Raw genomic sequence first — 23,564 nt, 5'->3', positions numbered from 1 at the left:
TGGTGTCATGGTCGCCGAACGCCCCGATATCGACTCCTTCTCGCTCGTTCGACACTGGTCCGCCACGGTAGGCCGAATCCGACAGGGTTCGTGGGTCATCGCAGAGCCGTGGGCCGGACAGTTGAAGGATGTTGTTCTCGAATGCGTGAAGTGCGCACCTCTGCACGTGAAGCTCGTCGTGCACCGCGTGGTCGAGGCAATCGAAAGTCGAGTACTCCGCTGTTCGTCCAGCTGCTGACCGCGGCGGTCGACTCGGCGGCGGACGCGATCGCGGTGTCCTACTCCCCCGTCGACGGGCAACGCCGCGAACTCACCTACACCGAACTCGACGAGTATTCGTCACGGTTGGCCAGGGAGCTGCTCGCGCGTGGGATCGGCCCCGGCGATGTCGTGGCGCTCGGATTCACCCGTTCGATCGAATCGGTGGCGGCGGTGTGGGCGGTGGCGAAGACCGGTGCCGCGTACGTCCCCGTCGATCCGGCCCTCCCCGCCGAACGGATCGCCTACCTTCTCGACGACTCCGGCACGCTGCTCGGACTGACCTGCACCGCGCACCGGGACACGCTCGGCGACTCGGTCGAGTGGCTGGATATCGACGCTCCCGCTCACCACGACCGCATCGCCGCGCATCCCGCACACCCCGTCTCCTACCTCGACCGCGTGCGCCCGCTGACCGATCAGCACCCGGCCTATGTCATCTACACCTCGGGCTCGACGGGTCGCCCCAAGGGTGTGGTGGTCACGCACAGCGGTCTCGGCGCCTTGGTCGCGGCGGCCACGCAACGCTATTCGGTCGGCGCGGGCGACCGCGTCCTACATGTGTGCTCGCCGAACTTCGACGTCTCCGTGCTCGAGCTGCTGCTGGCGTTCAATTGCGGTGCCACGCTGGTGGTCGCCCCGTCGACGGCCTTCGGCGGTGACGAACTTGCCGAGCTGCTGCGCCGGGAACGGGTGACGCACCTGCTGATCACCCCGGCGGCGTTGGAATCTGTCGACGCGCGCGACCTCGAGGCACTGCGGGTCGTCGTCGTCGCGGGCGACGCGTTCGGGCCGACCCTGGTCGACCGTTGGGCGGTCGACCGGGCCTTTTTCAACGGCTACGGTCCGACCGAGGCCACTATCCTCGCCACCGGCACCACCGAACTGCTGCCCGGTCAGCCCATCACGATCGGGACGGCGTTCGCCGGAGTCGGTGCGACAGTGCTGGATTCGCGGCTGCGCCCGGTTCCCGCGGGTGTGGCGGGCGAGCTGTATCTGTCCGGTCCGTCGCTGGCTCAGAGTTACCAGGGCAGGCCCGGCCTCACCGCGCAACGATTCGTCGCCGCGCCGTTCGGCGGCACCGGGTCCCGCATGTATCGGACGGGCGACCTGGTGCGGCGCACCGCGGACGGTGACTTCGAGTATCTCGGGCGCTCCGATTTCCAGGTGAAGATCCGTGGTTTTCGCGTCGAACTCGGCGAGATCGACGCCGCGCTCACCGCTCACCCCGATATCGAGTTCGCGGTCACGGTGGGCACGAAGGCCGACTCGGGTGCGACCGTGCTGGTGTCGTATGTGCTGCCCCGGCAGGGTATTTCGATCGACACCGAGGAAGTAGCCCGTTTCGTCGGCACCTCTCTGCCGGGTCACATGGTGCCGACTGTGGTGATGACGCTCGACGAGATCCCGCTGACCCCCAACGGCAAACTCGACCGAAAGGCCCTGCCCACACCGGTTTTCGGAGTGGTCGATTCCCGGGCGCCCGAAGGTCCGGTCGAGATCGCCCTCGCCGAACTGTTCGCCCAGATTCTGGGTCTCGAGCAGGTCGGTGCCGAGGATTCGTTCTTCGCCGCCGGTGGAGACAGCATTCTGTCCATCCAGCTGGTGTCGCGCGCGCGTAATGCCGGGATCTCGTTCACTCCGCAGGCGGTGTTCGAGCATCGCACCGTTGCCGGATTGGCGCGGGTGGCGGTGGTGGGCGCCGAAGCGGCGCCCACCTTGGCCGAACTTCCGGGCGGTGGTGTGGGCGAGATGCCGTTGACGCCGGTGCTGGCCGCGGCGCTGGCGGGTGGGCGGGTGTTCGGCCGGTTCACTCAGCAGATGGTGCTGGCGCTGCCTGCCGGTATCGATCGAAATGCCTTGGTGGATGCTCTGACCGCGGTGATCGATCATCACGACATGCTGCGGGCAGGTCTGCGTCAGGTCGACGGAAAGTGGCAGCTGCACACACTGGCGCCGGGCGCGGTGGACGTGAACGACCTGCTCATCCGGATCGATGTGCCCGCGGGCACCGACGAGCTCGCTGCTGTGGCCGAGACCGCGATGGATTCTGTGCTGGCGTCGCTGGATCCGCGGGCGTACCGGATGATCGGCTTCGCGTGGCTCGCCCGTGAGGACGGCCCGCACGGGCTGGTGGTCGCGGCGAACCACGCGGTGATCGACGGTGTTTCGTGGCGAATCCTGTTGTCGGACTTGGTCGCCGCCGGGGCACAGTTCGGTCAGCGTGTGATCCTGCCACCGGTCGGCACGTCGTTTCGTCGATGGGCGCACGGCCTGACCGACGCGGCGGCGACCAGGCGCGCGGAACTGGACCATTGGCGCCAGACATTGACGGTCCCCGACCCGCTGTTGGGTGGTCGTCGGCTCGACGCCGGCGATACCGCGTCGACCGTGGCGACGGTCAGCGTCGAGGTTCCCGCCGACGTCACCTCGGCGGTCCTGACCGACTTGCCGACCCTGTATCGCGCGGGCGCCGAGGACGGCTTGCTCGCTGCGTTGGCCATGGCGGTGCGCCTGTGGCGGGCCCGGCGTGGGGTGGACGCACCCGCGACACGAGTCCGTCTGGAAGGTCACGGTCGTGAGCAGTCCGCGGTGGAGGGCGCCGATCTGACCCGCACGGTCGGCTGGTTCACCAGCATGTATCCGGTCGCGCTCGACCTGAGTGCGGTCGGCAACGAAGCCGCGTGGGGTGGTGGCGAGGCCACGGCCGCTGTGGTCAAGGCGGTCAAGGAACAGCTCCGCGCGGTGCCGCACAAGGGCATCGGTTTCGGCATGTTGCGCCACCTGGACCCGGATTCGGCGGCGCTGCTCGACGGTTGCCTCGGCCAGGTCGGCTTCAACTACCTGGGCCGCGTTTCCGCGGGTGATCTGGCCGATACCGACCACGGCTGGCTACCCACCGCCGACTGGGGCGAGCCGGTGGCAGAACAAGACCCGGCCTTGCCCGCCGCCGCCGTCATCGACATCAACGCCCTCGCCACCGGTTCCGACGCGGGCTTGCACCTGCGCGCCTCGTTCTCCTACGCCTCCGCGATCGTCGACGAGTCGTCGGTGCGGGAGCTCGCCGACTGCTGGACCGAGGCATTGACGGTCCTCGCCGATCACCTGCGCGATCCCGCGGCCGGTGGCCTGACCCCCGCCGATGTGCCGTTGGTCCGGGTCACCCAGGCCGAACTCGACACCTGGCATCGCGAACGTCCGCGCCTGACCGATGTGCTGCCGTTGGCGCCCTTGCAGCTCGGTTTGATGTTTCTGGCCCAGGTGTCGGCGGCTGATCCGTACCTGGTGCAGTTGGCTGTCGAGCTGTCCGGCGAGGTCGACACCGACCGCCTGCGCCGGGCTGCCCAGACCGTGCTGGATCGTCACGCGATTCTGCGCACGGCTTTCGGGTCGTCGGCGACGGGTGCTCCGGTCGGCTTCGTCGCCGACGGTGTGACGGTGCCGTGGCGGATCGTCGACACCGAGCTCGCCGATGCCGATGAGTTCCTGGCCGCCGAGGCGCGGATCGGTTTCGTGCTCTCTGTCGCACCGCTGCTGCGTTTCACGCTGTACCGCCGCGCCGGCGGCATGCATTTGGTGCTCACCGCGCATCACCTCTTGGTCGATGGCTGGTCGATGCCGTTGCTGATGCAGGAACTGCTGCTGTGTTACGCCGCGGACGGCGCTGCCGCGGTGTTGCCGCGGGTGCGTCCCTACCGGGACTTCCTCGCCTGGCTGGCCGTTCAGGACAGTGCCGCCGCCCTACAGAAATGGCGCGAGGCGCTGGCCGGGCACGAGCCGACCCTGCTCACCGCCGCGGTAACCCCGCCGTCCGAGTCGACCGTGGGGCACGGGTTGTGCACCGTCGAGCTGTCATCGGCCCAGGCCGCGGACCTGTCGGCCTGTGCCGCGGCCAACGACGTCACGGTGAACACCCTGTTCCAGGCGGCGTGGGGTGTGGTGCTGGCCGGTGCGGTCGGGCGCGGCGACGTGGTGTTCGGCGCGGTGGTCTCGGGGCGTCCGCCGCAGTTGGACGGTGTCGACGGCATGGTCGGGCTGTTCGCGAACACCATTCCCGTTCGAGTCCGCTTCAACGACCGCGAGCCGCTGCGAAACATGTTGTCGCAGGTGCAGTCCGAACAGATCGCGTTGTTGGACGGCCACCATCTGGGTCTCGCCGAGATCCAGCGGGCCGCGGGTGCGGGCGAGTTGTTCGACACCCTGATGGCCTACGAGTCCTATCCCGTCGACACCGAGGGAATGCGCCGCGCGCACGGCGCCATCGACGGCCTCGAGATCGTCGAGGTCCAGGCTGCCAACGCGACGCACTATCCGGTGGCTGTCGGCGTCGAGGTGGGCGACGGGATTCGCGTCGGCGTGCAGTACCGCTCGGACGTGATCGACTCCGGCATCGCGCACGCGCTCGCGGATCGCCTGCGCGCCACCCTCGACGCCTTCGTCCGAACCCCGGAACGCACTGCTGCCCAGCTGCTGACCCAGTACGACGACCCGATCGCGGACACCGCCTACTGGCGTTCGGTCCTCGCGGACCTGCCCCGCGAACTGCGCCTTCCGACCGATCGCGCCCGCTCCGCGACCCCCGCGGTGACCGACGCTCGCGTCTCCTGCGAGATCCCCGCCGATCTCCTCGAGCGGATGCGGGACTTCGCCGGTGCCCGTGACGCGACGGTGTTCGGCCTCGTGCACACGGTCTTCGCGGTGCTGCTCGCCCGACTGTCCGGCACCGAGGACATCGCGATCGATACCCCGTGCCCGCGGTCCCCCGGCACGCATCTGCTGCTGCGACTGCCGGTGCGGGGCGGCGTGTCCGTGGACGAACTGCTGGCCGAGGCCACCGCGAATGCCCGACGGGCGTTCGCGCGAACCGGTAGGGCCCGCACGGTGCGGGTCAGCCTGGTCTCCGCGCCGTTCTCGTCCGCGGACGCGGTGCCGTGCGATCTCGTTCTCACCCTGCTCATGCCGGGCCCTTCGAACGAGAATCGGCCCGGAGCCGAGTACGTCGACCGGCTGCTGGATTCGCACGGGTCGGACACGGCCCGGCCGACTATCGGGGATCTGCGGCCGGGCGCGGCTGGCGACTCCGCCGAGAGTGCCACTGTCGAATTCGCCTACGCCGGCGCTGTGTTCGATCGGGAAACGGTCGAGGTGTTCGGGCAACGCCTGGTCCGCCTGTTGCGCGTGGCGATCGCACACCCGCAGGCCCCGGTCGGTGATCTCCCCGTGCTCAGTGCCGCCGAAGAAGCGGCCCTGACCGCGCGCGACACCGTCGCCGACCCCGCCATCGCGCTGTTTCCCGACCTGGCGGCGCGCGGCAGCGCACTGGGCCACGACCGCATCGCGGTGCGCCACGCCGGCATGTCGATCACCTACGGCGAGCTGACCGAGCGGGTCGCCCGATCGGCGCGCGCGCTGATCGCCCGGGGTGTCGGCCCCGAAGTCGCTGTCGCCGTTGCCCTTCCGCGGTCCTGGGACATGGTCCTCGCCGGGCTCGCCGTCGCCGCGGCGGGTGGTGTGTATGTGCCGATGGATCCGCGCAATCCCGTTCAGCGTCTCCAGTATTTGGTCCGCGACTCGGGTGCGAAGGTCGGCATCACGGCCGCACCACATCGGCCAGACCTGCCCGACGATCTGCACTGGCTGACGCTCGACGATCTCGACCGGGCCGCCGCGACGCATCCGGCGACGCCGATCACCGATGCGGACCGTCTCGCACCGTTGCGGGTCGAGCACCCCGCCTACCTCATCTACACCTCTGGTTCCACGGGTCTGCCCAAGGGCGTCACGGTGACCCACGCCGGCCTGGCCTGCTTGGTCGACGAAGCCGTGCGCCGCTACCGCCTCGAGTCCGAGCACCGCTTCCTGCACATCTGCGCGCCGTGGTTCGACCCGTCCGTGCTCGAATGGCTGTGCGCCTTCGCCACCGGCGCGACGCTGGTCGTGGTGCCGTCCGACATCGCGGGCGGTGTCGAACTCGCGGACCTGCTGGCCGCGGAGTCGGTCACCCACGCCATCATCACCCCCGCGGTCCTTGGCACCCTCGACCCGGCCGGTCTGGACGCTCTGGAGTCGTTGTCGGTCGGCGGCGACGTGACCACCCCGGAAATACTCGACACCTGGCAGCCCGGCCGCCGCTACCTCAACGGTTACGGTCCCACCGAGACCACGATCATCTCGACGTACGCCGAACTCACTGCCGGACAACCCGTCTCGATCGGCACACCGGTGCAGGGCACGCACGCGATGGTCTTGGACTCCCGCCTGAACCCGGTGCCGCTGGGCGTCACCGGGGAGCTCTACCTGACCGGTCACGCGTTGGCACGCGGTTACCGCAATCAGCCGACGACGACCTCGGCGCGGTTCGTCCCGGATCCGTGGGGTGCGCCCGGTTCCCGCATGTACCGCACCGGTGACCTGGTGCGCCGCCGCGACAGCGGTGAGATCGACTACCTCGGCCGCGCGGACGCTCAGTTGAAGGTGCGCGGTTTCCGGATCGAACCGGGCGAAATCGATGCCGTGCTCGTCGGTCACCCCGATGTCGCCTTCGCGGTGACGGTGGGTCGGCGGACACCCGCCGGATCGACAACGCTGGTGTCCTATGTTCTCGCGACCCAGGGCCACGCGGCCGACCCGCACACGCTCACCGACTACGCCACCGACCGCCTGGCCGCGCATGCTGTGCCGTCGGCGATCGTGGTCCTCGACAAGCTGCCGCTGACCTCCAACGGCAAACTGGACCGCGACGCCCTGCCCGAACCGGTCACGGCGGCGGAGCCCGCCGTCGCACCGACGGGCACGGTGCAGACCCTGTTGGCAGACCTGTTCGCCCGCGTTCTGGGCGTGTCACAGGTCGGTGTGCACGATTCGTTCTTCGCGCTCGGCGGCGACAGCATCCTGTCGATCCAGCTGGTCTCGCTCGCCCGCGCGGCAGGCATCGTCATCAGTACCCGCGATGTGTTCGAGCACCGCACGGTGGCGAAGCTGTCCGATATCGCCGCCCTCGACAGCCCGAACACGCCCGTCCTGGCAGAACTGCCCGGTGGCGGCGTCGGCGACGTCGCGCTGACGCCGGTCATGGCCGACTTCCTGACCACCGGCTCGAGCGACCGGTTCGCCCAGACGATGGTCCTGGCACTGCCCGAGAACATCGATCGCGCGGGCCTGCGGACGATCCTGGCCGCGATCCTGCGCCACCACGACATGCTGCGCTCGCGCCTGCGGCGAGACGGCGACGACTGGCGGTGGGAGGTCCTGCCGCACCATGTCGTCGAGGTGGACTCGCTGATCACAGAGATCGAGGCCGGACGGTCCGGCGACGCGCCGATCTCACCTGAGGCGCTGACCCGAATCGGCAGCGCCGCCATGGATTCAGCCCTTTCAGCGCTCGATCCCGCTGCCGCTCGCATGATCGCCTTCACCTGGGTTCGCAGGCACGATGCTCGCGATGTCCTCGCGGTTGCCGCGCACCACTATGTCATCGACGGTGTCTCCTGGCGGATCCTGCTGCCCGACCTGGTCGTGGCCTGGGCTCAGTACGCGGCAGGTCAACCGATCGCCCTTCCGCCGGTCGCGACCTCGTTCCGGCGCTGGGCGCACGGCCTCGCCGCGACCGACCGCACCGCCGAACTCGACCATTGGCAGCGGGTCCTGTCGGCCCCCGACCCCCTGCTCGGCGCCCGCGCGGTCGACGCTCGCCTCGACACCGGCGCGACGATGCGGTCGATCACGGTGCGGATACCTGTCGAGATCACCGAACCGCTGCTCACAACCCTGCCCGCGCAGTATCGAGCGGGCGCCGACCACCCGCTGCTCGCGGCGCTGGCCCTGGCTGTGCGCGTGTGGCGTGCCCGTCGCGGCATCGATTCCCCGACTCTGCGCCTGCGACTGGAAGGCCACGGCAGGCAGGAGGACGCCGTCCCCGGCGCCGACCTGACCCGCACCGTCGGCTGGTTCACCACCGTCTACCCCGTCGCCGTCGACCTGTCCGCCATCACACCCGCCACCTTCGACGACGAAGCACTCGCCGCGACGGTGCGCACCGTCAAGGAGCAGCTGCTGGCTGTGCCCGACAACGGCATCGGTTTCGGCCTGCTGCGCCGCGATCCGGAAGTCCGGGACCTGTTGTCGGGCAGTGTCGGCCAGATCGGTTTCAACTATCTGGGTCGCGCGACGACTGCGGCCCGGTCCAGCGACGACACCGCGTGGCTGCCCACCGCCGAACTCGGCGAGATCGAGGTCGACTACGACCCTGCCCTGCCCGCGCACACCGTCCTCGACATCAACGCGATCGCTGTCGCCACCGACACCGGTCTGCAATTGCAGGCCGATTTCCGCTACGCCACCGGCATTGTGACCGAGTCCGAGGTCCAGGAACTGGCCGACGACTGGACGAGCTGGCTCACGGCGCTGGCCGACCACACCGCGCACCCGTGCGCGGGCGGTCTGACCCCGTCGGACGTGGCGCTGGTGCCGGTCACCCAGACCGACCTCGACACGTGGCGCCGAACCCGTCGCGGCCTGTCGGACGTGCTGCCGCTGTCGCCGTTGCAGCACTCGCTGCTGGCGCTGGGCGACATGCTGGACGAGTCGGTCCACGCCTACGTCATCCAGCTCATGGCCGAACTGTCCGGTGAACTCGACATCGACCGGCTCCGCCATGCGGCCGCGACGGTTCTCGAGCGTCACGCCAACCTGCGCTCGGCCTTCGTCACCGCATCCGACGGCACTCCGGTCCAACTCGTCGCCGACGTCGTCGAAGCACCGTTGCGCGTCGTGGACGCCACCGACGCCGAGCTGCCCGCCCTGCTCGCCACCGATCAGCGACGGGGCTTCGACCCGACGGTCGCGCCGCTGCTGCGATTCACGGTCTACAGCACCGGTTCCGGGCGCAGCCACCTCGTCCTGACCGGCCATCACATCCTCCTCGACGGCTGGTCGATGCCGTTGCTGATGAAGGAACTGCTCGTCCTCTACGCCACCCACGGCGACGCGACCCCGCTACCACCGGTGCGCCCCTACCGCGACTACCTCGAGTGGCTCACCCGACAGGACCGCCCCGCCGCCGAGCGCGCGTGGTCCGACGTCCTCGACGGGGTGCGGACCACCATGCTCGCCCCCGAGTTGACGTGGCCGCCGGCGACCGGCGAAGGCTACGGCCTGTGCGAGTTCGAACTCGATGCCGCGCGCACGGCGGAACTGACCGCTGTCGCCGCGGCGGCCGACGTCACCGCGAACACCGTGTTCCAGACGGCGTGGGGGCTGGTGCTCGCCGCCAGTACCGGGCGCGAGGATGTCGTGTTCGGTGCCACCGTGTCGGGCAGGCCGCCGCAGCTCGACGGCGTCGGCGACATGATCGGACTGTTCGTCGACGCGGTCCCGGTGCGCGTGCGCGTTCACCCCACCGACAGTGCCGGCGACCTGATCCGCGCTGTCCAGGCCGAACAGGCCTGCCTGCTCGATCACCACCACCTCGGGCTCGGCGCGATCCAGCGTGTCGCGGGACTCGGTGAGCTGTTCGACACCATGCTCGCTTTCGAGTCGTTCCCCGTCGACGTCGAAGGCCTCCAGCAGGCAGGTGGGGCGCTCGACAACCTGACCATCGACGACCTGCACGGCGCCGACCACACCCACTACCCGATCACGGTCCTGGTCTTCCTCGGTGTCCGCACCCAGGTGCAGATCAAGTACCGCCGCGACCTGGTCTCCGAGGTGGTGGCCCGCGCGGTCACCGACCGGCTCCGTGCCGCTGTCGGCGACCTCGTCGCGACACCGACCGCGCCTGCTGTTCGCGTCGTCGAACAGCTCGCCTCCGACCCGACCGACCCGATCACCCGATCCCGCTACTGGCGTAAGACCTTGGCCGACCTGCCCGCCCGGCCGGTCTTGCCCACCGACCATGTCATCGCGCCGGTCGGCCGCTCGCTCACGCGCGGCGGGCTCTCGCTCGACAGCCGTGGCGGAGCCGAGCGAGAGCGGGGCAGTATCCGATTCGTGGTCCCGGCGACGGTGCACCGAGACCTTCGCGAACTCGCGGACTCCGCGAACGTGAGCTGGCCGACGCTGCTCCGCACCACGGTGGCAGTCCTGCTCGCGCGCCTCACCGACTCCGACGACGTAGTGATCACGACGTGCGACCCGGATCTGGTGCTGCGCACCGCGATCGACCCGTCCGCCCCGTTCCTCGATCTCCTCCCACCGGCTCATCACGCCGAGACCCAGGCCATGGCGCACGCCGCAATCCCCCTGACCGAACTCGCCGAGCTGCTCGACGTCACCCCCGATGCCCTGGGACAGGTGTCTCTGGCTTTCCCCGCCACCGCGACGAGCACCGACGACGGTGCGGCGGCGAACCACCGGGACCCGCTGCGATCGGCACCGAACAAGTCCGACGACCGACTTGCGCGAGCCGCGTTCGAGCCGCGTTCGAGCGCCCGTACCGTCGACTCGGCCTTGTCGGTCGACCCGGGCCAGACCCACGACCTCGCCCTGACGGTGACCGAGTCGCGGTCGGATGTGTCGATCGAGATGTCTTACGCGCGAACAGTTTTCGATGCCCCCGAGGCCGAGACATTCGGCCGCCGCCTGGTCCGGCTGCTCACCGCCGTCGCCGAGCGGCCCGCGACAGCGGCAGGCGATCTCCCGCTGTCGGATCACGCCGAGTCGACCTTCCTGACTCATCTCGGTGACGGCACAACCCCCTCCACCATCGGCACCCTGCCCGAGCTCCTGGTCCGCGGCACCGGTTTCGGTCAGCACCGAATCGCCGTGCGCGACACCGTGGACAGCATCACCTACGGCACCCTGGATGCCGACTCCTCACGTCTGGCCCGCGTCCTCATCGCCGAGGGAATCGGCCCGGAAACAGTAGTCGCCTCGGCCATCCCGCGCTCCTACGCGTCGATCCTGGCCCTGTGGGCCGTCGCCAAGGCCGGCGGCGTGTACCTGCCGGTGGATCCGAACTACCCCGAAGACCGTATTCGCCACATGCTCGACGATTCCGGCGCGACGGTCGGCCTGACCGTCGCCGAGCGTGCGAGTGGACTCCCCGCAACACTGCGCTGGCTGGCCCTCGACGACCCGACCGCCCGGGCCCGCATCGCCGCCCACGCGTCGACCCCGGTGCGCGACCGCGACCGCCGAGCGCCCCTGCGTCGCGACAACCTCGCCTACGTGATCTACACCTCCGGCTCCACCGGCACACCCAAGGGCGTTTCGGTCACCCACGCCGGGCTGGGTGCCCTCGTCGCCCACTCGGCGGCCCTGATGCGCCTGCGTCACGACCACCGCATGCTGCACGTCTGCTCGCCCAGCTTCGACCAGTCGATCGAGGAACTCGCCACCGCCTTCCACCACGGTGCCACCCTGGTCGTCGCGCCACCGGACATCCTGGGCGGGGCCGAGCTCGACGACCTGCTGCGCACCGAACAGGTGACGCACACGATCATCACCCCGGCCCTGCTCAGCACCCTCGACCCGGCAGCCCTGCCGGACCTGCTGTGCGTGTCGGCAGGCGGGGAAGCCACCACCCCCGAACTCCTGGCCACCTGGCAGCCCGGCCGCGGATTCCTCAACGGCTACGGGCCCACCGAGGCGACCATCGGTGCGACCTACTCGGCGTTGCGTGCCGGGGACCGCGTCACCATCGGTCGCCCCGTCCCTGGCCTGCGCGCGGTCGTGCTCGATGCCCGCCTGCATCCGGTGCCGGTGGGCGTCACGGGTGAGCTCTACCTGGCGGGTCCCGCGCTCGCCCGCGGGTACCGCGGCCGCGCCGCCACCACCGCGGACCGTTTCGTCGCCTGCCCGTGGGCCGGGCCCGGCGACCGCATGTACCGCACCGGCGATCGCGTGCGCTGGGTGCACAGCGACACCTATGAGCTGGAGTACCTGGGCCGCACCGACTTCCAGATCAAGATCCGTGGCTTCCGGATCGAGCCCGGCGAGATCGACGCGGTCCTGCTGCGGCACCCGCAGGTGAGTTTCGCCCTCACCCTCGGCGTCGAGAACCCTGCCGGTGACACCGCGTTGGTCTCCTATGTGACGGGGCGCGACATCGATCCCAGCGCCATCACCCGATGGTCGTCGTCGATGCTGCCCGCGCACATGGTCCCCGCCGCCGTTGTCGCCCTGGACCACATCCCCCTGTCGGCGACCGGCAAGATCGACCGAAATGCCCTTCCCGCACCGGAATTCGCGACACGCGCCTACCGCGAACCCGCGACCGGCTGGGAACGCACGGTCGCCGAGACCTTCGCCGAGGTGCTCGGTGCCGACCGCGTCGGCGCCGACGACAACTTCTTCGACCTCGGCGGCAACTCGCTGCTGGCCACCCGCCTGACCGCACGGCTCGGCGCGGCGGTCGACATCCGGGTTCCGGTGCGGGTGCTGTTCGCCGCACCCACCGTCGCCGAATGCGCGAACGCCGTCGCCGGTTTGACACGCGCGGCCCACCGCCCCGCCCTGCAGGCGGGTCCGCGACCAGCGCAGATCCCGCTCTCACCCGCCCAGCAACGCATGTGGTTCCTCAACCGCTTCGACACCGGGACCGCCGCGTACAACATTCCGGTCGTGCTCCGCCTGACCGGCGCGCTCGACACCGTGGCGATGCGGCAGGCGTTCACCGATCTCGTCACCCGCCACGAGATCCTGCGCACGGTCTACCCGACCCTCGATCTGGCACCGGCACAGGTGGTCCTGCCGTTCGACCACCCGGACGTGCCACGCCTCCAGCTCGCCACAACCGCGCGAGGCGCCGACAACCAGGCCGACGTCGGTTCGGACGAAGCCGTGACAGCCGCGGTGACAGAACTGGTGTCGACGGTCTTCGACGTCACCACCGAAGTGCCTGTGCGCGCGACCTTGTTCGCGCTGGGCCCGGACGACCACGTCCTGGCGATGGCGGTTCATCACATCGCCGGTGACGGCTTCTCCGGCGGCCCCCTCGCGCGCGACCTCGTTCGCGCCTACACCGCCCGCGTCGACGGAAAAACCCCCACCTGGGCGCCGTTGCCCGTGCAGTACGCCGACTACGCGATCTGGCAGCGAACCCTGCTCGGCGACGAGACCGACCCCGCCTCGATGTCGGCTGTCCAGCTCGGCTACTGGCAGCAGGCGCTGGCAGACCTGCCCGACCAGCTCGAATTGCCCCGCGACCGGCCACGACCCGCGATCCAGTCCTACGCGGGCGGGCGGGTGCCGTTCACTGTCGACACCGCCACCCACGCCGCGCTCACCGAACTGGCACGCACCCATGGCGCGACCTTGTTCATGGCCGTGCACACCGCGTTCGCGGTGGTGCTCGCCGAGTTGTCGGGCACCACCGACATCGCCATCGGTACCCCCGTCGCGGGCCGTGGCGACGCGGTCCTCGACGACCTGGTCGGCATGTTCGTCAACACCCTGGTCTTCCGTACCCGAGTCGACGCCGACGCGAGTTTCGCCGAACAGCTGACCCGCCAACGCGACATCGACCTCGCTGCCTTCGCCAACGCCGACATCCCGTTCGAACGGCTCGTGGAGGTCCTCAACCCGGCCCGTTCCACCGCCCGGCACCCGCTGTTCCAGGTGGGTCTGTCGTTCCAGAACCTGGCCGAGGTGCGGATGGAGCTGCCCGGTACGAGCGTGTCGTCGGTGGAGCTCGACCGTGAGCTGTCCCAGTTCGACCTGCACCTGATCCTGGCCGACCGCTACACCGCAGACGGGTCCCCCGCCGGCATCTTCGGCTACTGCACCTACGCCACCGACCTGTTCGACGCGGCCACCGTGCAGGGATTCCTGGCGCGACTCACCCGCCTCGTCACCGCGGTGGTCACCGACCCCGGCGCACCGCTGCGCACCATCGACCTGCTCGCCCCGGCCGAACGCGTCCAGATCCTCGACACCTGGAACCGCACAGCGCGGCACGGTGATCCGAACACCACCCTGGTCTCGCTGCTCGATGCCACTGTGTCCTCGACCCCGGACGCCGAAGCCCTCGTCGCCGACGGCGTGCGCTCGACCTACGCCGATCTGGACGCCCGAGTGAACCGATTGGCGCGTTGCCTCATCGCCGCCGGCGTCGGCCCGGAAACCCGGGTGGCGCTGGCGATGCGCCGTTCGGTCGACCTGGTCGTCGCGATGTACGCGGTCAGCACTGCGGGCGGCGCCTACGTCCCGATCGACCCCGACCAACCTCCGGCGCGCACCGAGTACATCCTGGACACCGCCGCCCCGTTGCTGATCCTCACCAGCGCCGACACCTGGCTCGCCGCGACGGACGCGATCCCGGGCAGTGGCCGCAGCGCGACTGCTGTGCTGTGTGTCGAACAGTTGGACCTCTCGACACACAGCCCGGCCCCGATCACCGACCGCGACCGCCGCGCACCGCTGCGCGCCGCGAACACCGCCTACGTGATCTTCACCTCGGGATCGACCGGCCGCCCGAAGGGTGTGGCGGTCTCGCATGCCGCGATCGTCAACCAGTTGCGCTGGAAGACAACCGAATTCGGTCTCACCGCGCAGGACAGCGTGCTGCTCAAGACCGCGGCCACGTTCGACCTGTCGGTCTGGGAATTCTGGTCCGCGGCGGTCTGCGGCGGCCGACTGGTGCTCGCCGCACCCGAAGGTCACCGCGACCCGGCCTACCTCGCCGATCTGATGCGCCGCGAAGGGGTGACGACCCTGCACGCGGTGCCTTCGATGCTCGATGCCCTGCTCACCGCGCCACTGCCGCCGTCACTGCGTCGGGTGCTGGCCATCGGCGAGTCCCTCCCGGTCGCACTGGCTCGCCGATTCGCGACCGTGGCCCCGAACACCGCCCTGTTCAACGTCTACGGCCCCACCGAGGCCGCCGTGTCGATCACCAGCCACCGCGTGAGCGCCGCCGACACGAGCACCGTGCCGATCGGCACACCGGCCTGGAACAGTCAGGTCTATGTTCTGGACGCGCGACTACGCCCGGTCCCCGTGGGTGTCGCGGGCGAGCTGTATCTGGCCGGTGACCAGTTGGCCACCGGTTACCTCGCCCGCCCCGACCTGACCGCCGAACGTTTCGTCGCCAACCCGTTCCACCCGGGCAGGCGCCTGTATCGCTCCGGCGATCTCGCCGCATGGAGCACACACGGCGAACTCGAATACCGCGGCCGCACCGACTTCCAGCTCAAGATCCGCGGATTCCGGATCGAACTCGCGGAGATCGATGCTGTCCTGGCCTCCCACCCCGACGTCGGCTTCGCCGTCACCGTCGGGCGTGAGAACCGATCCGGAGAAACGGTATTGGTGTCCTATGTGGTCGCCGGGCAAGGTCGCGAGGTCACCCCGGACAGCCTCGTGCAGTGGGCATCCCACGTCCTGCCCACCCACCTGGTCCCCACCACCATCATGGTCCTCGACGAAGTCCCGCTGACTCACACCGGCAAACTCGACCGCGCCGCCCTGCCTGCCCCCGAATTCGCCGCCCGCACCTACCGCACCCCGGCCACGGCCGTCGAACACACCGTCTGCGGCATCTTCGCCGACGTCCTGGGGGTGGACCGTGTCGGCATCGACGACCACTTCTTCGAACTCGGCGGCACCTCCCTGAGCGCCACCCGCCTGGCTACCCAGCTCGGGGCCGCGACGGCCGCGACCATCCCGGTCACCTGGATCTTCACCGCACCCACCCCGGCGGGCATCGTCGCTGCGCTGCGCGCCGAGGGCACCGACAGCGCGGGTACCGAGGCCGCTTTCGATGTCCTGCTGCCCCTGCGCGCCGAGGGCACCGGCGAGCCGGTGTTCTGCATCCACCCCATCAGCGGCCTCGCCTGGTCCTTCAGCGGCCTCGCCGCCCACCTCGACCGCCCGCTCTACGGTCTCCAATCACCGGCGTTGAGTTCGGCTGAGCCCCTTCCTGATTCGATCGAGGAATGGGCCCTGCGCTACCTCAAGGAAATACGCGCGGTGCAACCCGAAGGCCCGTACCACCTGCTCGGCTGGTCCCTCGGTGGCGTCATCGCCCACGCCATGGCGGTGCAGCTGCAGGAGGACGGCGAGGACGTCGCGGTGTTGGCGATGCTCGACAGCACCCTGTCGTCGGCATCGACGGCCGTCGCCACCACCACCGTGACCGCGACCGACCTGCTCGGCGGATTCGTCGGCGCCCACGAAGTGAACCTCACGGAACCGCTCGACCTGCACGCACTCGCTCGAACCCTGTTCGAACTGTCCGCCCCGCAAGCGTGTCTCGACCCCGCCCGCATCGACCGAATCGTCGACGCGGCGATCACCTCGGTCACCCTCGACGCCGCCTATCGCCCCCGCCGCTTCGACGGCACCATCACCTATTTCACCGCGGCCCATGATGATCCGACCGCAACCGCCGGTGCGGCGTCCTGGTCCGAGGCAGTGACCGGCTCGGTCGACAACCATCGCGTGGACGCGACCCATTGGCGAATGACCGACGACCACGCCCTCGCCGTCATCGCCGACACCCTGCGGGAGAAGCTCGGCCAGTCGTAACCGGTTGCGGCGCGACGGTATCGCACTGGTACCGTCGCGGTGTCCGTGACATCGCAGGAGGAGGTGAGACCCATCAACGCAGTAATCCATGGGTGCTCCCTCACCACACGGTCGGCTGCCTGACGTAGAGGCCGCCGGGAGCGCCCCACGAGGCAATCCCGAAGGGCACAGCCATGCATTTCACCGCGAACACGTCGTCGAACGGTGTCGTCGAACGCCATTTCACCCTGGGTGAGGTGACCGGCGCACTCTGGTCTCCCGCCGTCGATTCCGGCCCCACCTCGGTGGTACTGATGGGCCACGGCGGGGGCCTGCACAAGCAGGCACCGGCCATCGTGGCCCGCGCTCACCACTTCGTCACCACATGCGGCTTCGCTGTGGCCGCGATCGACGCCCCCGGCCACGGTGGCAGAGCGCGAACTCCCGCCGACGAACAGCTCATCGCCACCCTGCAGCGAGCCCGAGCCGCGGGCGAGCCGATCGCACCGATCATCGTGGAGTACAACGCTTCGCTGGCATCTCGCGCCGTGCCCGAATGGCGGGCGAGCATCGACGCACTACAGCAACTGCCGAGCATCGGCGCCGATGCTCGGATCGCCTACTGCGGCACCGCACTGGGTACCGCCATCGGCATCGCGCTGACGGCGGCGGATTCCCGGATCACCGCTGCGGTCTTCGGTCTACTCGGTCACGAGTCCCTCATCGAAGCAGCCGCCTCGCTCACCGTTCCCCTCGAGTTCCTCCTGCAGTGGGATGACGAATTCGTCGACCGCCACAGCGCTCTCGCCCTGTTCGACGCCTTCGGCTCGGCCGAGAAGACCTTGCACGCCAACCCCGGTGGGCACGCGCAGGTCCCGCCCTTCCAACTGAACACCACCACCGAATTCCTGATCCGCCACCTGGGCGCAACGGCCTGACACCAGCGCTTCCGGGCCCGGTTCGGCGGGCCCGGAAGGGTCACGATCAAGACAATGCGCGAGCAGAACTCCCGCTCAGCGCCGCACCCTCAGATCTGACGCACCCACGCCACCAAGAACAACCCGCCGAACGCGGCGAGAACCACGGCTGCCGGAATCGCCCACCACGAGCGGTCACCACCGAGCACCGTCCGGGTCAGCCGCAACTGCAACCGGCCGAACACCGCGATCATGCCGCCGAACAGCGGCGCGATCAGCACACCCAGTACCGCGTGCGTCGCCCACGCGCCTGCCAAGGAGGGCCCGCCCCACGAGTTCTGGTAGCCGTCGGCGGCGACGAGCGGATAGGCCAGGCCGCGCACCAGAACCAGCACGCTGAGCACGGCGAGGAACCAGCCGAGCAGCCCGACACCGCCGGACAGCACCGAATGGGTCAGCCGGTGCGACAGCGAAAAGTTGTGGGCGCCGACAGGTTCACGCAACAGCAACCGTGGGACCCGCAGTCGCGTGCGCACGCGGGTGAAGGCCAGCGGCAGGGCCAGCAGTTCGTAGGCCGCTGACCGTGCCACCACGCGGATCACCGTAGTGATCCGGCCGCCGCGAGATCGTCGAACAGAAGTCGGTCGACAGGTGGAACCAGCTCGCGGTCACCGAAGCCGAACCAGGCCAGCGCCTCGATTTCGCTGCTGGCAGTGAGCACCCCACGGTAGTCGGCGGTGTAGCACGCCATCCGGACCAGGGTGTCGTGGCCGTCGGCGACCGCGGCCTCATAGGTGCCGACGTGGACGGCGCTCTCGGGCGCGAGTTCGACGGTCAGCTCCTCGGCGACCTCACGAACAAGGGTCTGCAGGTCGGTCTCGAGACCCTCGCGTTTGCCGCCCGGAACGAAGAACACGTCCTTGCCGCGCGGACGGGCACACAGAATGCGACCGTTCTCGATCAGCACCCAGGCCACGGTATCGACGAGCTGCTGTTGCGCAGGTTCCACCACGGCCCGCAGCTTAACCGGCACGGCTACGTCGATCTCGCCCAGTCCCTCGCGCGCGGTCGCGGGCAAGACCGCGCTAGGCCTGCCGCAACCGGCGATCAGTGGCCGGGCAGTACGCACACCGTGTCCAGCCCGAGGACACGATTGAGCCGGCCGAACGCCAGCCAGGAACCGATGCTCATGCTCAGCTCCACCACCTCGGGCTGGGAGTACTGTGCGAACATTCTGGCCCAGAATTCGTCGTCGAGACCGTGATGGTCGGTGGCATAACGCTCGGCGTACTCGGCGGCCAGCCTGGTGCGTTCGTCGAACCGGTCGGTGTCACGCCACTGGGTGACGGCCTCGGGAAATTCGGCCTCGACCTTGTGCCCGTCGCGTTCGGTGCGCCAGTCCTGGCAGAACAGGCACCCGTTGATCTGGGCGATCCGCAGCCGGGCCGCCTCGAATTCGCGCAGGCCGAGGGTGGAGTGCTCGTAGACCGACAGCGAGAACGCCGCCGCGGCGACCCCGATTCCGGGGACCATTTCGCCCCAGACGTAGCCGATGGGATCTTTGCCCTCGGGAATGTCGATGATCATCGTGGTGTCCTTCCGAGTTTGCCGACCGCGGCGCGCAGCGGCACATCGAGTGCGTCGTAGAGGCCGGGCGGCGCTTCGGCCAGCCAGTCGACGGCATTGACCAAACGGCCCACCGCGGTGGCGTTTCCGCCCGCCGCGCGATTGCCACCCTCGTCGGTCGCTTCGACGCTGACCTCGATGCGTGGCGAGCCCTCGATGATCACCCGGTGCGCGCCGTCACCGTCGGGCGGTGTCGGCCAGTCCGGTGCGCAGCTCGGATGAATGCGGGTGACGTGCTCGATCACGATGCGCGCGTGCCCGTCGACGATGCCTTGCACCTCGAACCGCACCGCTCCCTGGGTGCCCGCCTCGAACGCGCCCATCCGGGTGGTCTGGACGGTCTCGTCGAGGGGGCGCCGGTCGACGGTTTCGCGGAGCTCGTCGAGTTCGACGCCCAACGCCCTGGCCATCAGCCGAATCTGGCCGCCCCACACCATCGTCGGCACGCTCGCCATCAGCATCGGCGGCTCGTAGTCCATCGGCTGCCCCATCCCGACGAGATAGCGCACCGAGTCGGGTTGGTCGTAGGTGGAGTAGTCGAAGATCTCCTGGCAGCGCACCACCTCGACAGTGCCGGCGAGGCCGCTGATCAACAGTGGTAGCACATCGTTGCCCCAGCCGGGATCCACCCCGGACACGAACAGCGAACCACCGCCCGCCGCAATGGCTTCCAGCACCGGCTCGCGCATTTCGGCCGGTGCGTTGCGAGGGTCGTAGAGGGCGTAGAGGGCGGGCGTGACGACCACCGCCCCGGCGCGGATCGCCCGCACGATGTCGGCGAGCGCGTCGTCGGGCCTGATGTCACCGGACGCCGCGTACACCACCGCCCGCGGGCCTGTGGCGAGTAATGCCTCGATGTCGTCACTGGCGGCCACCCCCAGTTCGATGTCGAGGCCCGCGAGCGCGCCCGCGTCTCGGCCGACCTTGTCGGGGTTGTGCACCAGCACCCCCGTGAGAACCAGCGCCGGATGGGCCGCGACGGCACGGATGGCCGCGCGGCCGACGTTTCCGGTGCCCCAGACGATCGTGGGGATCATCGAGCCACCGTAGCAAGCGCTTGGTTCAGGGACGGGGGTATCGGAGATCTCAGTCCACGCGAAGGTCGAGCCCGCGCGCACCGCTCGCTTCGGCCAGCCGGTTCACCGCCGCGGACAGCGTGCGCTTCGCGACGGTGCGCGCGTCGAACATCGAGACCACGATCTCGTTGCCGACCTGCTCCCAGGTGCCCGCGATCCGCCCGTCGACCAGCACCAGCGCCGATATCCAGCCCGCCGCCCTGCTCACCTTCGACCGGTGCTCGGCGGGTACCAGCGCGGTGTCGGCGGTGCCGGGCCCCAGGACGTACTGGTCGAACGGGCCGAGCAGATGGACGCTGCCGTCGAGTTCCGCCGCGACGAGATCGTCGGCGAATTCGCTGGGAATCCAGCCGATACGGCCTTCCACATCGACCTCGGTGAGCGCGTCGCCCATGGCCTCGAACCAGCCACGCACCACGGTTTTTCGCAAGCTGTTGCGACTGAGCCACGCATCGAACGCCGCCGGCGTCGCGGGGCCGTACGCGCCGAGATAGGCGCTGATCAACGTCGGTGCGGCGGTGTCGGGTTCGGGGATGCCCCGCCATCCCCGAACCGAGCCACCCGGTGCGGTGAAAGTGACCTTGCTGCCGCGGGCGGGTCCGTGGCACAGCGCGCCCTGCCAGGCCAACGGCTTGAGCACCGCACCCCACCCGGACCGCAACTGCTCGCCGAGGTGAGCGAAGCCGGGTTCGGCGAGCACCGCGTCGACCAGTTCCTCCCGGGTGAGCACCTGATCGGCCAAGATGCCCGACACCGCCTCCACGAGCCCGGTCACCTGCTCGGGAGTCGCACCGAAAGTCTTCTGCCACGACGGTTTCTCCCACGTGCGGGCCGACCCGATCAGCGACAGCGCGGCCGCGGCCTGCTCGGGCACCATCGCGTGCAAGGTGCCGCGCATCGCCCAGGTCTTCATCAGGGTGCCCGCACCCAGCGCCGCCCCGACACCGCGCGCGGGACAATCCGAACTCCGTACCGCCACAGCCGTCTCCGCCGCCGAGGCCACCTGCGCCTGTACGCCGACCAAGCGGGTCGCGACGTCCTCCACAGACCCCGCGGTCGGTGCCGTCACGAACTGACGACCCAGCCGCCAGGCGAACACCTGATCCCATCCGACACTCAGCATGCGTCCCCATCCCCGTGACCGATCCCGTTGAACGTTCCCATCAGATCAGATCACCGTGACAGATTCGGATCAGCTCGCCTCGTTCCGTCGGGTGGTGACCCGGCGCAAAGCCGCGCGCAGACCCGCGAATTCGTCGTCGCTGATCCGGTCGACGAAATGGTGCAGAACGAGGTCGGACCGCCCGCCGCCACCGAGCGCCTCGTGCATGAGCCGGGCACTGTGCTCCTCACGGGTCACCGTCGGCCAGTACCGGTACGCGCGCCCCTCGCGCTCGCGGGCCAGCCAGCCTTTGCGATGCAGGTTGTCCATGGTCGACATCACCGTGGTGTAGGCGATGTCGCGTTCGGTCGCGAGTTCGTCGAACAGTTCGCGCACCGTGGTCGCGTCGACGTCGCGGTTCCACAGCCGATCCATCAGCACCGCCTCGAGCTCCCCGAAACCACGCACCGCCGATCGACTCCTTCGCCTTGCCCGAATCGCCTCACCGTGCCGGCATCACGTCGAGCGACGTCGCGAGCATGGCAACGGCAAGGAGGGAAACCACTCCTTGCCACTTCTAACGTATAGCCCACCCCGGGGCTTGCGGCAAGCCCCGGGTCGTGCCGCACAATCTCTCGGCAAGCCCGTAACCTGCGGAAATCTTGTCGAAGGGGAGTAATCGATGATCGACGTGATCGTTGTCGGCGGTGGACCGACCGGCATGCTGCTGGCCGCGGAGTTGAGGCTGCACGCGGTGCGTGTGGTCGTGGTGGAGAAGGACGCCGAGCCGACGAAGATCGTGCGCTCGCTCGGCCTGCACGCGCGCAGTATCGAGATCATGGATCAGCGTGGTCTGCTCGACCGGTTCCTGGCACTCGGGCACAAGCATCCGGTGGGCGGCTTCTTCGCCGGCATCCCGGCACCGGTACCCGAGGGACTCGACACCGCTCATCCCTATGTGCTCGGCATCGTCCAACCCCTCACCGATCGACTGTTGACCGAGCATGCCGTCGACCTCGGAGTCGAGATCCGTCGTGGCACCCCAGTGGTCGGACTGCGCACCGACGAGGACACGGTCACGGTCGAACTCGCCGACGGCACCCAGTTGCGTTCGCGCTATGTCGTCGGTTGCGACGGCGGCCGCAGCACCGTGCGCACACTGCTGGGCGTCGCGTTTCCGGGCGAGCCGAGCCGAGTCGAGACACTGCTCGGCGAAATGGAACTGACCGCGTCACCGGAAACGATCGCCGCCGTGACGACCGAAGTTCGCAAGACCCAGTTCCGCTTCGGCGCGATGCCGCTGGGCGCCGGGATCTACCGCGTGCTCGCCCCTGCGGACGGCGTCGCCGAGGACCGTGGCCTCGCTCCCACCTTGGACGAACTGAAACGCCAACTCATCGCCACCGCGGGTACCGACTTCGGTGTGCACTCACCGCGCTGGCTGTCGCGTTTCGGCGACGGCACCCGCCAAGCCGAGCACTACCGCGTCGGCCGGGTGCTGCTGGCCGGCGACGCGGCCCACATCCACCCGCCCGCAGGCGGCCAGGGCCTCAACCTCGGTGTCCAGGATGCGTTCAACCTCGGCTGGAAACTGGCCGCCGAGATCAACGGGTGGGCGCCACCGGGCCTGCTCGACACCTACGAGACCGAACGCCACCCCGTGGCCGCCGACGTGCTCGACAACACCCGCGCTCAGATGGAACTCATGTCCCTCGACGCGGGACCACAGGCGGTGCGCAGGCTGATGTCGCAACTGATGAGATTCGACGACGTGAGCCGCTATCTCACCGAGAAGATCATCGCCATCGGAATCCGCTACGACTTCGGCGACGGCGATCCCCTACTCGGTCGGCGGTTGCGCGACATCGGCTTGCGACGCGGTCGCCTCTACGAACAGATGCACGCGGGCCGCGGGCTCTTGCTCGATCAGACCGGGCGCCTCTCGGTCGAGGGCTGGTCGGATCGGGTCGACCACCTCGTCGATGTCAGCGACGAACTCGACGCCCCCGCGGTGTTGCTCCGACCCGACGGACATGTGGCGTGGATCGGCGAAGACCAACAGGCTCTGCTCGCCCACCTGCCCCTCTGGTTCGGTCGACCAGACCTCGCCATGACGTCCTGACATCGCACCGACGTGCC

At 69.4% G+C, this 23,564-nt stretch carries 9 protein-coding genes; 3 read left to right on the top strand and 6 right to left on the bottom strand.

All coding sequences use genetic code 11. The features are described from left to right. Positions 1–150 precede the first annotated feature (150 nt). Together ACFWUR_RS13775 and ACFWUR_RS13770 are read left to right on the top strand one after the other, a co-directional pair. Entirely contained in the window at positions 151–16,725 is a 16,575-nt protein-coding gene (locus ACFWUR_RS13775; RefSeq protein ID WP_378906542.1) for an amino acid adenylation domain-containing protein, read from the top strand. A 173-nt stretch (positions 16,726–16,898) separates the two neighbouring features. Continuing rightward, on the top strand, positions 16,899–17,642 hold the full coding sequence (locus tag ACFWUR_RS13770) for an alpha/beta hydrolase (protein WP_378906540.1): 744 nt from the start codon (positions 16,899–16,901) through the stop codon (positions 17,640–17,642). Between the two features lie 89 nt (positions 17,643–17,731). Here the strand turns inward: ACFWUR_RS13770 and ACFWUR_RS13765 are convergent, their stop codons facing one another. From ACFWUR_RS13765 to ACFWUR_RS13740, 6 genes are all read right to left on the bottom strand, one after another. Then, positions 17,732–18,214 (bottom strand): hypothetical protein, encoded by a 483-nt coding sequence (locus ACFWUR_RS13765; protein WP_378906538.1) that lies wholly within the window; start codon positions 18,212–18,214, stop codon positions 17,732–17,734. A gap of 5 nt (positions 18,215–18,219) precedes the next feature. Then, positions 18,220–18,633, bottom strand: coding sequence for an NUDIX domain-containing protein (locus tag ACFWUR_RS13760; protein ID WP_378906536.1), 414 nt, complete (start codon positions 18,631–18,633; stop codon positions 18,220–18,222). 95 nt (positions 18,634–18,728) lie between these two features. Further along, positions 18,729–19,208, bottom strand: coding sequence for a carboxymuconolactone decarboxylase family protein (locus tag ACFWUR_RS13755; RefSeq protein ID WP_378906534.1), 480 nt, complete (start codon positions 19,206–19,208; stop codon positions 18,729–18,731). Beyond that, positions 19,205–20,284, bottom strand: coding sequence for a dihydrodipicolinate reductase (locus ACFWUR_RS13750; protein ID WP_378906532.1), 1,080 nt, complete (start codon positions 20,282–20,284; stop codon positions 19,205–19,207). Before ACFWUR_RS13750 ends, ACFWUR_RS13755 begins: the two co-directional genes overlap by 4 nt. Positions 20,285–20,333: 49 nt before the next feature. Continuing rightward, a complete protein-coding gene (locus ACFWUR_RS13745; protein WP_378906530.1) occupies positions 20,334–21,446 on the bottom strand; it encodes a winged helix DNA-binding domain-containing protein in 1,113 nt (370 codons plus the stop codon). Between the two features lie 69 nt (positions 21,447–21,515). After that, positions 21,516–21,893, bottom strand: coding sequence for a BlaI/MecI/CopY family transcriptional regulator (locus ACFWUR_RS13740; RefSeq protein WP_378906528.1), 378 nt, complete (start codon positions 21,891–21,893; stop codon positions 21,516–21,518). A gap of 214 nt (positions 21,894–22,107) precedes the next feature. Between ACFWUR_RS13740 and rox the strand changes: the two genes are divergently transcribed. Further along, positions 22,108–23,547, top strand: a complete 1,440-nt coding sequence (gene rox, locus ACFWUR_RS13735) for a rifampin monooxygenase (RefSeq protein WP_378906526.1) — start codon at positions 22,108–22,110, stop codon at positions 23,545–23,547. The last annotated feature ends 17 nt before the right edge of the window (positions 23,548–23,564 follow it).

The sequence above is a fragment of the Nocardia sp. NPDC058633 genome (genome assembly GCF_042717045.1).
Classification (GTDB): Bacteria; Actinomycetota; Actinomycetes; order Mycobacteriales; family Mycobacteriaceae; genus Nocardia.
This window is presented reverse-complemented; position numbering and strand designations above follow the sequence as displayed.

What these genes read in the sequence shown, in the direction of transcription:
- ACFWUR_RS13770 (WP_378906540.1), top strand. Translation starts at nt 16,899, where the DNA reads ATGCATTTCACCGCGAACACGTCGTCGAACGGTGTCGTCGAACGCCAT.
- ACFWUR_RS13755 (WP_378906534.1), bottom strand. Translation starts at nt 19,208, where the DNA reads ATGATCATCGACATTCCCGAGGGCAAAGATCCCATCGGCTACGTCTGG.
- ACFWUR_RS13750 (WP_378906532.1), bottom strand. Translation starts at nt 20,284, where the DNA reads ATGATCCCCACGATCGTCTGGGGCACCGGAAACGTCGGCCGCGCGGCC.
- ACFWUR_RS13745 (WP_378906530.1), bottom strand. Translation starts at nt 21,446, where the DNA reads ATGCTGAGTGTCGGATGGGATCAGGTGTTCGCCTGGCGGCTGGGTCGT.
- rox (WP_378906526.1), top strand. Translation starts at nt 22,108, where the DNA reads ATGATCGACGTGATCGTTGTCGGCGGTGGACCGACCGGCATGCTGCTG.